This window comes from Dactylosporangium sp. CA-052675 (genome assembly GCF_050947935.1).
GTDB lineage: Bacteria > Actinomycetota > Actinomycetes > Mycobacteriales > Micromonosporaceae > Dactylosporangium.
This window is the reverse complement of the sequence record NZ_CP192010.1, coordinates 8,811,269-8,823,708: the sequence shown is the minus strand read 5'-3', so window position 1 is coordinate 8,823,708 and position 12,440 is coordinate 8,811,269. Positions and strand designations below refer to the sequence as shown.

Below are 12,440 nucleotides of genomic sequence, written 5' to 3'. Positions count from 1 at the left end.
GCGAGCCGACGCCCCGCCGGTGCCGTGGCAGAGGTAGCCTGCCACGCATGGCCGACACTTCGACTCAGTCGATCGTCATTGACGCGCCCCCGGAGCGGGTCGCCGCGGTCATCGCCGATTTCGCCCGCTATCCGGAATGGGTGGCGGCGGTGAAGTCGGCCGAGGTGGTCGAGGAGTACGAGGACGGCTACGCCAGCCAGGTCCACTTCGTGCTCGACTCGGGCCCGGTGTCCGATGAGTACACCTTGCAGTATGCCTACGCCGAGGACCTGAGCCGCATCGAGTGGAGCCTCACCGCACCGTCGAAGGTGCAGAAGCAGCAGAACGGCTCGTACGACATCGGCGCCAACGCGGACGGCACCTCCACGGTGACCTACTCCCTGTCGGTGGAGCTGGCGATCGGGATGCTCGGGATGTTCAAGCGCAAGGCCGAGAAGATGATCATGGACACCGCGCTCAAGGAGCTCAAGCGACGGGTCGAGGGCTCATGAGGGATCCCCGCGAGGAGGCCGAGCGCCTGGTCGCCGCCGCGCTCGCCGCGGTGTCCATGGCCGCCAACAGCACGACCGGCTTCGCCACCGGCTCCGCCGAGTGCTGCGTGTGCCCGCTGTGCAAGGCCATCGCCGCCGCCCGCGACCCGGATCCGGACTTCGCCGAGCGCCTGGCGACGGGAGCCGGCGACGTGGCCGCCGGCGTGGCGTCGTTCCTGCGGCAGTTCAGCCCGCCCGCGGCGGCGCCGATGCAGTCTGAGCAGCCGAAGCAGTCTGAGCAGCCGGGGCAGCCTGAGCAGCCGGGGCAACCTGAGCAGCCGGGGCAGCCTGAACAGCCGCAGCGGCCCGGGCGGGGCGACACCGGCATCGACGCCTGGCACAGGGCCACGCATGAAACGTCAACCACCGACAGTGACGTCGAACAGGATTGACCCCGAGCAGCAACGAGAGGAGCCAGCCGCAGTGGGTCTGACCATCGGCGTCGACATCGGCGGAACCAAGGTGCTCGGCGGTGTCGTCGACACCGCGGGCGACGTGCTCGTCCAGACGCGGCGCGACACGCCCGCGCAGGACCCGGGCGAGACCGCGGAGCGCATCATCGAGGTGATCAGGGAGCTCGCGGCCGCGCACCCGGTCGAGGCGGTCGGCATCGGCGCGGCCGGGTGGGTCGACGCGACCCGCTCGATCGTGCAGTTCGCGCCGAACCTCGCCTGGCGCGACGAGCCGCTGCGCGACAAGATCCAGCAGGCGGTCGGCCTGCCCACCGTCGTGGAGAACGACGGCAACGTGGCGGCCTGGGCCGAGTTCCGCTTCGGCGCCGCGCACGACGCCGACGACTCGATGGTGCTGTACACCGTGGGAACCGGCATCGGCAGCGGGATCGTGCTCGGGGGCCGGCTCATCCGCGGCGCGAACGGCGTCGCCGGCGAGGTCGGGCACACCACGATGGTCCCGGACGGCCACCCGTGCGGCTGCGGGCGCCGGGGCTGCCTGGAGCAGTACGCCAGCGGCAACGCCCTGGTCCGCTTCGCCCGCGCCGACGCCAAGGCCCGCCCCGAGGCGGCCGCGGCGCTGCTGCGCGAGGCCGGCGGCGACCCGGACGCGATCCAGGGCCCGGCGGTCACCGCCGCCGCGCGGCTCGGCGACCCGGTGGCCATCGGCGCGTTCGAGCAGGTCGGGCGCTGGCTCGGGGTCGCCTTCGCGGACCTGGTGCAGACGCTGGACCCGCAGGTCATCGTGGTCGGCGGCGGCGTGATCGACGCCGGCGACCTGCTGCTGAAGCCGGCCCGGGCCAGCTACGAGGAGCAGCTGGCCCAGCGCGGCCGGCTCCCGGTCGCGGACGTCCGGCCGGCACTGATGGGCAACCTCGCCGGCGTGGTCGGCGCGGCGGATCTGGCACGTATGTAGGTGAATCGGTGACGAAGATCAGGGTGCTGTCGTACAACCTGCACGGCCTCAAGGACGACCGGCGCGCGCTCGCGTCGGTGGTGCGCGAGGCCGCGCCGGACATCGCGATCCTCCAGGAGGCGCCGCGGCGCTTCCGCTGGCGGCAGAAGTGCGCGGCCCTGAGCCGCGAGCTGGAGCTCGTGATCGGCGGCGGCGGGCTGCCGGCGCTGGGCAACCTGGTCCTCACCAACCTGCGGGTGCGCGCCGTGGAGGCGTGGAACGTGCGCTTCCCGCTGACGCCGGGCCGGCACATGCGCGGCGCCGCCTTCGTGCGGTGCCGCGTCGGCCGGTCCACGTTCGTCGCGGCCGGCTCGCACCTGTCGACCGACCCGGCCGAGCGCCCGGCCCAGGCCGAGCTGCTCAAGGCGCGGATGGCGGAGGTCGCCGAGCCGCTGGTGTTCGCCGGCGACCTCAACGAGAACTCCGGCGGGGCGGCCTGGCGCATGATCGCCGACGGGCTCACCGACGCGGCCACGACGGCGGACGGGTTCGATGAGCGGCCGACCTTCCCGGCCACCGCGGCCCGCGAGCGCCTCGACGTGATCTTCGCCGATCCGCGGATCACGGTCCTGCAGTACGACGTGATCGACACGCCGCAGTCCCGCGCCGCCAGTGATCATTTCCCGGTGATCGCCGACCTGGAAATTGACGCATAAATCCGGGATGATGCCGCGGTGAGCGCTGACGGTCGAATCGAGGATCTCGCCGGGAACGCGACCCACTGGCGTGACGGCGAGCCCGTCTACGACCGCGGCGACACCGTCTGCGTCATCGGCGCCGGTGGCACCGGCCTCACCGCGATCAAGAACCTCCGCGAGGCCGGGTTCGGGGTGGACTGCTACGAGCGCGAGACCGGCGTCGGCGGGGGCTGGAACTGGCGGCACGACCGCAGCCCGGTCTACGCCAGCACGCACCTGATCTCGTCGAAGCCGTTCACGCAGTTCCCCGACTTCCCGATGCCGGACGACTGGCCGGACTACCCGCACCACTCGCAGATGCTGCAGTACTTCGAGCGCTACGCCGACCACTTCGGCCTGCGCGAGCACATCTGGTTCGGCACCGAGGTCGCCCGGGCCGAACCTGTCGACGACCCCGGCGGCGGGCCCCCGCGCTGGGACGTGACCGTGAAGGGCTCCCGGGGCGGGGCGCCGCGCACCATGCGCTACGCCGCCGTCGTCGCGGCCAACGGGCACAACTGGGCGCCGAAGATGCCCGAGTACGAGGGGCTCGCCGAGTACCGCGGCAAGGTCATCCACGCCAGCCAGTACAAGGACGCCGCCCAGCTGCGCGGCCGCAAGGTGCTCGTGATCGGGGCCGGCAACTCCGGCTGCGACATCGCCGTCGAGGCGGCCCAGCAGGCGGCCAAGTGCTGGCACTCGACGCGCCGCGGCTACTGGTACGCCCCCAAGTTCGCCCTCGGCCGCCCATCGGACCAGGTCAACGACCGGATCCTGGCGATGCGGCTGCCCGCCCGGGTGCGCCAGTGGCTGCTGCACCGCACGATCAACATGACCGTCGGCGACCTGACCCGCTTCGGCCTGCCGAAGCCCGAGCACGGCATCCTCGAGATGCACCCGCTGGTCAACAGCCAGCTGCCGTACTACCTCGGCCACGGCGACGTGCTCGCGGTCCCCGACGTCAAGCACTTCGACGGCTACGAGGTGGTGCTCGCCGACGGCCGCTCGATCGACCCCGACCTGGTCGTCATGGCCACCGGGTACCTGCCGAAGTTCGAGTTCCTGGCCCCGGAGCTGCTCTCCTGCGACGCGGCCGGCCGGCCCCGCCTGGCCCTGCAGATGCTCTCCCGCACCCACCCCACGCTCGCCGTCGCCGGGCTGCTGCAGCCGGACTCGGCGCTGTTCACGCTGTCGCACTGGCAGGCCGTCTTCATCGCGCAGTGGCTGCGGGTCCTCGACGCCGCGCCCGACCGCGCGCAGGCCGTCTGGGCGCGTCTGCGGGTCGAGGGCGATCGGCGGTACACCCAGGGCAAGGTCACGGACTCGACGCGCCACTGGTTCGAGGTGAGCCACTTCGTGTACCTCAAGGAGCTCGAGAAGGCGCTCCACGAGCTGGAGGCGGTCCGATGACCACGCGCGTCATGAGGTCGGACGAGTGGGCGGACCCGCCCAAGCCGGTGCGCCGCGAGGTCCTCGACGCGCAGCCCCCGGGCCCGGCCGACCCCGCCGCGACCCCGGTGCTGTTCGTGCCGGGCTACGGCCACGGCGCCTGGGCCTTCGCCGAGCACTGGCTGGAGCACACGGCTCAGCGGGGTTTCCCGGCGTACGCCATGAGCCTGCGCGGCCACGGCGGCTCGGGCCCGGCGCCCCAGGCCCGCCTGCGCGACTACGTGCACGACGTGACCCAGGTCGCGGCCGGGCTGCCGCGCCAGGCGGTCCTGGTCGGCCACGGCGCCGGCGCCCTGGTGGTGGCCATGGCGATGGCGCGCTACCCGGTGCGGGCCGGCGTGCTGCTCGCCCCGGTCTTCGGCGGCCTCGGCACCGCGTTCGGCCTGCTCGGGCGCAACCCGGCGGGCACCCTGCCGGGGATCTTCGGCGGCCGGGTCACCCTCGGCCGCGAGCAGCTGTTCAGCCGGGCACTGCCGGCGAACACGGGCCAGGCCTACGTCCAGCGCCTCCAGCGGGTCCCCGGCGGCGCCCAGCGCCAGCTCATCACCCGCCACCAGCCCGAGCCCCCGGTCGGCGCCCCGCCGGTGCTGGTCGTGGGCAGCCCCGACGACCGCGTGGTCTCCGCCTCCGCCCTGGAGTGGGTGGCCCGGCGCTACGGCGGCTCCCCGCTGCTCTTCCCCGGCATGGGCCACGACCTCATGCTCGACGCGCGCTGGCAGGAGCCGATCGATGCGATCGCGGACTGGCTCGGCAAAGCCGGCGGGTAGCTCAGACCCGGGCGCCGTTGTCCGGGTCGTCGTCCTCCTCGTCGCCGGGGCGCAGCCGCAGCACGAGGGTCACGAAGCCGGCCAGCACGCCCGCGAAGCCCAAAAAGAGCGTGGTCTGCGAGCCCAGCGGCAGCAGGTCGGGCCAGAACAGCAGGACGAGCCCGGCGGCCAGGGCGAGCACGGCCACGATCGTCACCGGCGCGACCCGGGGCAGCGGGGGAGGGGGCGGCGGCGTGTAGCCCTCGTTCTCCTCCTCGTCGTCCGGCAGGTCGGTGCCGAAGGTGTCGAGGCTGTCCAGCAGCGAGCGGTCCACGGCGTCGGAGGGCCGGCGCAGCGACGCGCGCGGGGCCGGCTCGGTGTCCATGTCCGGCGCGGCGGTGCTGGAGGAGTCCAGGTCCTCGGCGGCCGGCCAGGGCACCGCGACCGTCGGGTCGACGGTGGTGTGGAAGCCGGCGACGATCGCCGCGAACGCGTCCTCGTCGGACTGGGTGGGCGGGGTGCTGCCCTCCAGCGGCACCGGCGCCGCCGTCTCCCCGGCCGGGGTCTTCTGCTCGGGCACGGCCGACGTGAGCTGGGCGAGGTAGTCCTGCGCCGTGGCGAGGTGCTCCCGGTCGGCGTAGAGCCGGTCGGTCGGCCGCGCGGGCAGCGTCGTGGTGCGGGTCAGCGGATGCAGGTCGGAGGCCGGCTGGAGGTAGGCGGCGATCCCGCCCTCCGCCAGCATCTGCAAGAGATGCTCGCCGACCCGCGGATCGACGTCACCCACCACCGCGTATTCCTGCGCCACCAGGCCGTTGTCCCGCCGGCCGCGCCGCGCCCCACCCCCTGGCACAGCTCGCCCCTCCCCGCGGCCGCCGTCGCGACGACCGGGTGCGCCGCGAAAAAACCGCTGACCGAAATCCTGACATGCCCGGCCGTCGTTCCGGGAGTGCGTTGTGGTGTGCCGTACTGGTTCGTAGGCTCTTTGCGACGGTCATCACCGATTGTCGCGCGATCCCGAAAGGTCGGCCGTGCTCTACTGGCTCCTCAAGTACATCGTCCTCGGACCTTGGCTGAAGCTGGTCTTCCGACCCAAGGTGGAGGGGCTTGAGCACGTGCCCGCCACCGGCCCGGTGATCATCGCCAGCAATCATCTCTCCTTCGCCGACTCGATCTTCATGCCGCTGAGCGTCCGGCGCCGGGTCACGTTCCCGGCGAAAGCGGAGTATTTCACCGGAAAGGGGATCAAGGGCTGGCTCACGAAGCTGTTCTTCGCGGGCACCGGCCAGGTCCCCATCGACCGCTCCGGCGGCAAGGCGGCCCGGGCCGCGCTCGAGGTCGGGCTCAGCATCCTGCGCGCGGGCGGGATCTTCGGCATCTACCCCGAGGGCACGCGGTCGCCGGACGGGCGGCTGTACCGCGGCAAGACCGGCGTCGCCCGCCTGGCGCTGGAGTCCGGGGCCCCGGTGGTGCCCGTGGCCATGATGAACATGGACAAAGTCCAGCCGATCGGGCAGAAGCTGCCGAATCTCCGGCGCGTGCACATCAAGTTCGGCCCGGCGCTCGACTTCTCCCGATATGCCGGCATGGCGGGGGATCGGTTCATCGAGCGCGCGGTCACTGACGAGATCATGTACGAGCTGATGACCCTGAGCGGCCGGGAGTACATCGACATGTACGCCCAGAAGGTCAAGAGCGCGGCTCAGCCGACCCCGCAGGAGCCGGTGGCGGCGTGATCGGGCAGCTCAGTCTCCTGGGCTCGCGTCGCCGGTGCGGAGCGGAGGCGGCGTGAACGGTCCGGAGCGCGGCGGAGGGCCGTGATCGGGAAGCTCAGTCTCCTGGGCTCGCGTCGCCGGTGCGGAGCGGGGGCGGCATGAGCGGTCCGGAGCGCAGCGGAGGCGGCATGAGCGGTCCGGAGCGAAGCGGAGGGGCCGCGATCGGGCAGCTCAGTCTCCTGGGCTCGCGTCGCCGGAGCGAAGCGGAGGCGGCATGAGCGGTCCGGAGCGAAGCGGAGGGGCCGCGATCGGGCAGCTCAGTCTCCTGGGCTCGCGTCGCCGGAGCGAAGCGGAGGCGGCGTGAGCCCCGCGAGCGAGAGCAGCTTCGGGGTGCCCGCCTGCTCGGCGAAGGCGACCAGCTCGGCCCGCCACGGCTCGATGCGCTCGTCGCCGGCCAGCCCGAGCGCCCGCACCGCCCAGGTCACCGACAGGATGCGCGCGGAGTTGTTCGGGATCTCGCCGTAGATCTCCGCGGCCGCGAGGTGCATGTCCGCGGCCCGGGCGTGGTCGCCGTCGACGGACGCGATCGCCCCGGTGATCGTGCGCAGCGCCGCCTCGACCCACGGGGTGCGGTGCGGCACGTCGGCCAGCATGTCCCGGATCGCCATCATCGCCACCCGGCCCGACAGCACCGCCGCGTGCGCGGTCGCGTCGATCCACTCGCCGCTGGCGATCGCCCGGACCTCGCGCCACGTCTTGGCCAGCTCCACGATCAGCGCCTCGGCCTCGCGGTCGCGGCCCTGCAGCGCCCGGCACAGGGCGCCGTGGCCGAGCACGACCCACTGCAGGCGGTAGAAGCCGGAGCGGCGCCCGGCCGCGACCAGCTCCTCGACGTCGTCGTCGCCGTCGTCGCCCCGCAGCGTGCGGATCCAGGCGCGCACCCCGCGCACCTGCAGGTCCCACTCGGCGCCGGTCTCGGCCATCGCCTCGGCCGCGGCCACGTAGGCGGGCCAGTCGCCGGTGAAGTACGCCGACTGGGCCACGTCGGAGTAGCCGGTGGCGAGGGTGTGGCTGCCCGGCACCGCGTTGCGGCTGTCGCCGAGCAGGGCCGAGGCCGCGGTCCAGTCGCCGTCCTCCAGCAGCGCCCACGAGACGTTGCGCAGTGCCCGGTGCTCCGAGAGCAGCCGCCGCTCGCGGCTGACGTCCAGCGCCGTCTGCAGCTCGACCAGCCCGTTGCGGTCGCCGGCCTGGAACAGCGCGGTGCCGATGGTGATCCGGGCGCCGGTGGCCACCTCGATCAGGCCCAGCCGGTCGGCGATCTCCGCGGCCGCGCTGGCCGCCGCGACCGCCGGGTCGACCTCGAAGTTCAGCATGTGCAGGCGGCCCAGCTCGGCGTACGCGTCCGCCTTCGGCGGCCCGTCGGGCAGCTCGTCGAAGAGCTCGACCGCGCGGTCGAGGCAGGACAGCGCGTCGAGGCGGTCGGCGCGCAGCCACGCGGCCTGGCCCCGCACGGTCCAGGCCCGCGCCGCGCCGGCCTGGTCGCCGGCCGCGTAGAGCCGCTCGGCCAGCCCGACCAGCCGGTCGGCCCCGCCGCCGCTGAGGAACGCCTCCGGGTTGCCGTAGAACAGGATCTCGGAGCTGAGCTGCTCGATGCGCAGCCGCTCGAGCGGGTCGGTGCCGGCGTCGCACAGCGCGAGCGCCTTGTTGGCGTGCGCGGCCGCGGCCTCCAGCGCGTGCAGGGCGTAGGCCCGCTGGGCGGCCCGGTGCATCGCGTCGCGGGCCGGCACGCTGTAGCGCGAGGCGTCCAGGCCCAGCGAGCGGGCGATCTCGTAGGCCGTGAAGCGGTGGTTCGCCACGACCTCGGCGAGATCGGTGTTCCGGCCCGCGGCCAGGCCGTCGAGCCACTCGGCGGTCAGCTCGTGCCGGGCGACCCGCTCGGTGCGGGGCAGGCGCTGGTAGCAGACGTCCCGGACCAGGACGTGGCCGAAGCGGTACTCCGTCTGCCCCTCCATCGTCGAGGCGGCCTGCTCGTGGATGAGGTCGCGCTGCTCCAGCCGGCGCAGCGAGCGCTCGATCCCGTCGGCGGGCCGGCTCATCGCGGCGCCCACCGCCCCCGGCCAGAAGTTCATCCCGACCACGGCCGCGGCCTGCAGCACCGCGCGGTCGGCGGCGTCGAGCAGGTCGACCCGGTTGGCGATGACCGCGTGCACGCTGTCGGGCATCGGCAGCGTGCGGCCGAGCGCGTCGGTCGCCCGCACGCTGCCCTGCTCGGCGAGCATGCGCGTGTACTCCAGCGCGTAGAGCGGATTGCCGTCGGCCAGCTCGACCAGGGAGCTCAGCGACTGCGACGGGAACGTGGCCGCCCCGAGCAGGTGCGCGTACATCGTGGCGATCTCGGCGTCGCGCAGCGGCGGCAGCGTGATCGACACCGCCCCGGCCACGGCCCCCGCCCAGCTCGGGTTGCGCTCCAGCAGCTCCGGGCGCGCCGTGCACAGCAGCAGCAGCGGCACGTCGCGCACCGAGGCGCCCAGGCGCTCCACGAACCGGACCATCGACTCGTCGGCCCAGTGCAGGTCCTCGAAGACCAGGACGGTCGGGCGGTGCGCGGCCAGCGCGACGACGAAGCGCCGCCAGGCCGACTCGGTCTCGTCCGGCGCGAGCTTCGGCCCGGGCAGGCCGACCAGCGGGCTGAGCGCGTCGGCGAGCCGCTCGGCCTCGGAGAAGGAGACCGCCGGGCCGACGATCGCGGCCAGAGCCGCGTCCAGCCGCTCCCGGGTCGTCTCGGCGGAGTCGGTGTCGAGGATGCCGGCCTGCGCCTTGACGATGTCGGCCAGCGCCGCGTAGGTGACGTTCTCCCCGAAGGGCGGGCAGCGCCCGGTCCGCCAGGCCACCGGCGCGTCGAAGAGCCGCTCGGCGTGCAGGAACAGCTCGTGCACCAGCCGGCTCTTGCCGATCCCGGCGTGCCCGAGCACGGTCACCAGCTGCGGCGTGCGCTCGCGCAGCCCCCGGTGCAGGGCGTTGACCAGCAGGCTCAGCTCGTGGGTGCGGTTGACCAGCGGCGTGGAGCCCGCCTCGCGGTCGGGGTGGTTGCGCCGCAGCGGGGCCAGCGCCAGCCAGACCTCGGTCGGGGTGGAGCGCCCGCGCAGCGTGGCCGGCGGCTGCTGCTCGAAGCGGATCGAGGACTTGGTCAGCGCGTAGGTCGTGCCGCAGACCAGCACCCCGCCGGGCGGCGCCAGCGACTGCAGCCGGGAGGCGGTGTTGACCACGTCGCCGGCGACGATCGCCTGGCCGCCGTCGCGCGCCGCGGCCACGTCCACGAGCGCCTCGCCGGTGGCCACGCCGACGCGGAAGCGCAGCTCGCGCTCGCCCTCGCCGGTGCTGGCGTAGCGGGCGAGCACCCGCTGCAGCTCCAGGCCGGCCCGCACGCAGCGCACGGCGTCGGTCTCGGTGGCCACGGGCGCGCCGAAGAGCGCCATGACCGCGTCGCCGATGTACTTCTCCACGACCCCGCCGTATTGCCCGATGACCTCGCGGGCGGTGGAGAAGAAGCTCTTCTGCAGCTCGCGCACGAGCTCGGGGTCGGCGCGCTCGACGTAGGGCGTGAAGTCGATCAGGTCCACGAACAGCACGCTGATGCGTCGCCGGTCCTCGCTGCGGGCGGGCGGGATCGCGGGCACGGGGGCCCGGCCGGTCGCGCGCTCGGCGCGGATCAGGTTGCGCGCCGCCGTCGTGTCCGCCCGCGGGGTGCCGCAGCCGGTGCAGAACGCGGCGTCGGGGGCGAGCGTGCGCCCGCACGTGGGGCAGGGTGGGCTCAGCTCGGCGCCGCATCCACCGCAGAAACGGTCGCCCTCGCCCGCCTGGCGGCCGCAGCGTGCGCACTGACTGGAAATCGCCGACACTCCCTTGCCCTGTGAGATCCCATCCTCACACGGCGGCGGCCGGGGCGGCCAGGTGTCCGAAATGGCACCCGCTACCCCGGCCGTCCAGCCCTACAATCCTGGCCCGAAAGGGTACTTACCGGTCGGTCATTCCGGCACGCCGGCGCAGCGCGGTCAGGTCCGTGACGACGATCCGGCGGCCCTCGGTGCGCAGCCAGCCGCGGCTGGCGAACGATCCGATCGCCTGGTTGACGCTCTGCCGCGAGCCGCCGGCCATCTCGGCGAGCTGGCTCTGGTTGAGCTCGATGGTGACCATCGGCGCGGTGGTCTCGCCGGCCAGCCGGACCAGCGTCTTGGCCACCCGGCCCGGCAGGTCGAGGAAGACGTGATCGGCGTTCTGCTCGGTGAGCCGCCGGATGAGCAGGCCCAGCGAGCGCATCACGGCGTCGAGGATCCGCGGGTTGGCGTGGACCAGCTCGATGAAGGCGTGCCGGGACAGCGCCAGCGCCTGGCAGTCCTCGATCGCCTCCGCCGAGGCCGAGCGGGCCGCCCCGTCGAGCAGGGACACCTCGCCCAGCGTGTCGGGGGGCCGCACAACGGAGAGGACCGCGCGTTCGCCGGTCGGAGCGGTCCGGAACACCATCACGGCACCGCGCTTGAGCACGATGAGCGACTCTCCCGGATCGTTTTCGACGAACAGCAGCTGGCCTTTGCGGTATGTCCGTGGCACCGCTGCCTGGATGACCCGTTGACGCACATCGGGCTCCAGACCACTGAACATTTCCACACCGGTCAGTGCGTCGCCGGGATCTGGCAGCCGACCCTCCACGGTCAAACCCCTCCCGGTTCGGCGTTGATCGGACTCGTGATCACGGTAGGTGATCACGACGACAGTACGGAACTTCTACCAGATCATGACGTGCGTGTCGGAGTCTGTACATCCCCCGCATCGGCTCACTGACAGCGCCGCGCATGAGTCCGCACGCAGGCTAGTGCCACCGCGCAAGTGGCCGGGGGGCGGGGGGCGCGGCGCCGTGCCGGGCGGGCCGGGGGTGGTGCGCGCACCCTTCGGCCCGCCACTGCCCGGGGGCAGTCTGGGAGCATTTCCGCCGATTCGCGGATGCGGCCCGCCACCGGGGCGGATAATGCGCTGCGTGGCTGCCCCCGCCGCCGAGCAGGTGCGCGCGACGTTGCGCCGAAGCTGGCAGTGCAATCCCGGTCCGTGCATTCCGCTGGACCGGTGCGCATGGCGGGTCGAGATCAACGGCGGCCAATTCGTCGGTAAATGGGTGCCGATGCGCGGACGGTCCGGTCTCGAGGCCGGGCTCGCCGCGGCCGGGCACGTGGACGCGTTCGGCATCGGGGCGGGGTCCGCGGTCCGCGCGGCCGACGGCGCCCTGACGGTCGCCGCCGGCGACGGCGTGGTGGCCCTGCTCCACCTGGTTCCGGGGCGTCCCCTGCGCGCGGCCGACCCGCTCGACCGGCAGTGGTGGGGCGACACCCTCGGGTCCGCGCACCGCACCCTGCGCCGGTTCACGCATCAGCACCTGGCGAAGTTCGATCCGGCGGCGGCCGCGGCTCCGGGCCGCCACCTCGCCGCGGAGCCCTGGCTCGGGCCGGCGCTGCGGGACACGGCCGCGGCGGTGCGCCGGATCATGGTGACCGACCAGCTCACGTACGGCGTGCTGCACAACGACCCGCGGGCCGCGCACTTCCGCCTCGACCCGGCCACGGGCGCGGTCGGCCTGGTCGGCTGGTCCGCCGCCGGCACCGGGCCGCTGCTGGCCGACCTGGCCGCCGCGGTGCTCGCGGCGGGCGGGCCGGAGGCGGCCGACGGGCTCGTGGACGCCTACCTGCGCTCGTCCCGCGTGCCCCGCGACGAGTGCGAGGCCGTCCTGCCGGCCCTGTTGTGCCTGGCCACGGCGCTGGCCGCGGCCGGGGCGGCGGCGCGCGGGCACGCCGGTGGCGCCCGGCCCGGGGACCGCGCCGAGCTGATCCGGCTCGCCGGGCTGTACTCGCAACTGTCCGACGCCCTGTGATC

Annotated in this window: 11 protein-coding genes; 8 read left to right on the top strand and 3 right to left on the bottom strand. The window is 73.8% G+C overall.

All coding sequences use genetic code 11. The features are described from left to right. Positions 1-47 precede the first annotated feature (47 nt). The 6 genes from ACQP1P_RS39515 to ACQP1P_RS39490 are packed head-to-tail and all read left to right on the top strand — an operon-like array spanning position 48 to position 4,830. Positions 48-491 carry an SRPBCC family protein gene (locus ACQP1P_RS39515; RefSeq protein WP_433079205.1) on the top strand — a complete coding sequence of 148 codons (444 nt, stop codon included), beginning with the start codon at positions 48-50 and terminating at the stop codon, positions 489-491. After that, entirely contained in the window at positions 488-922 is a 435-nt protein-coding gene (locus ACQP1P_RS39510; RefSeq protein WP_433079203.1) for a hypothetical protein, read from the top strand. The genes ACQP1P_RS39515 and ACQP1P_RS39510 overlap by 4 nt, the downstream gene beginning before the upstream one ends. A 31-nt stretch (positions 923-953) precedes the next feature. Beyond that, complete coding sequence (locus tag ACQP1P_RS39505; protein WP_433079201.1) at positions 954-1,898, top strand: ROK family glucokinase; 945 nt, start codon at positions 954-956, stop codon at positions 1,896-1,898. A gap of 8 nt (positions 1,899-1,906) precedes the next feature. Further along, positions 1,907-2,593 (top strand): endonuclease/exonuclease/phosphatase family protein, encoded by a 687-nt coding sequence (locus ACQP1P_RS39500; RefSeq protein WP_433079199.1) that lies wholly within the window; start codon positions 1,907-1,909, stop codon positions 2,591-2,593. Positions 2,594-2,611: 18 nt separating this feature from the next. Then, a complete protein-coding gene (locus tag ACQP1P_RS39495) occupies positions 2,612-4,024 on the top strand; it encodes a flavin-containing monooxygenase (RefSeq protein WP_433079197.1) in 1,413 nt (470 codons plus the stop codon). A gap of 11 nt (positions 4,025-4,035) precedes the next feature. Further along, positions 4,036-4,830, top strand: coding sequence for an alpha/beta hydrolase (locus ACQP1P_RS39490; protein ID WP_433079195.1), 795 nt, complete (start codon positions 4,036-4,038; stop codon positions 4,828-4,830). A gap of 1 nt (position 4,831) precedes the next feature. Here the strand turns inward: ACQP1P_RS39490 and ACQP1P_RS39485 are convergent, their stop codons facing one another. Further along, the gene (locus ACQP1P_RS39485) at positions 4,832-5,659 is read right to left on the bottom strand and encodes a DUF308 domain-containing protein (protein WP_433079193.1); all 828 of its coding nucleotides are present in this window, start codon (positions 5,657-5,659) and stop codon (positions 4,832-4,834) included. A gap of 178 nt (positions 5,660-5,837) precedes the next feature. Here ACQP1P_RS39485 and ACQP1P_RS39480 point away from each other — a divergent pair, with 178 nt between their 5' ends. Then, positions 5,838-6,542, top strand: coding sequence for a lysophospholipid acyltransferase family protein (locus ACQP1P_RS39480; RefSeq protein WP_433079191.1), 705 nt, complete (start codon positions 5,838-5,840; stop codon positions 6,540-6,542). 296 nt (positions 6,543-6,838) lie between these two features. On the opposite strand, the gene ACQP1P_RS39475 is transcribed toward ACQP1P_RS39480, so the two are convergent. Further along, positions 6,839-10,420 carry an ATP-binding protein gene (locus ACQP1P_RS39475; RefSeq protein WP_433079189.1) on the bottom strand — a complete coding sequence of 1,194 codons (3,582 nt, stop codon included), beginning with the start codon at positions 10,418-10,420 and terminating at the stop codon, positions 6,839-6,841. Between the two features lie 115 nt (positions 10,421-10,535). Then, positions 10,536-11,228: a Crp/Fnr family transcriptional regulator gene (locus tag ACQP1P_RS39470; RefSeq protein ID WP_223097114.1), complete on the bottom strand. Its 693-nt coding sequence runs from the start codon at positions 11,226-11,228 to the stop codon at positions 10,536-10,538. Positions 11,229-11,553: 325 nt separating this feature from the next. On the opposite strand from ACQP1P_RS39470, the gene ACQP1P_RS39465 reads away from it, so the two are divergent. Further along, positions 11,554-12,438, top strand: coding sequence for a phosphotransferase (locus ACQP1P_RS39465; RefSeq protein ID WP_433079187.1), 885 nt, complete (start codon positions 11,554-11,556; stop codon positions 12,436-12,438). Positions 12,439-12,440 lie beyond the last annotated feature (2 nt).

What these genes read in the sequence shown, in the direction of transcription:
- ACQP1P_RS39515 (WP_433079205.1), top strand. Translation starts at nt 48, where the DNA reads ATGGCCGACACTTCGACTCAGTCGATCGTCATTGACGCGCCCCCGGAG.
- ACQP1P_RS39510 (WP_433079203.1), top strand. Translation starts at nt 488, where the DNA reads ATGAGGGATCCCCGCGAGGAGGCCGAGCGCCTGGTCGCCGCCGCGCTC.
- ACQP1P_RS39490 (WP_433079195.1), top strand. Translation starts at nt 4,036, where the DNA reads ATGAGGTCGGACGAGTGGGCGGACCCGCCCAAGCCGGTGCGCCGCGAG.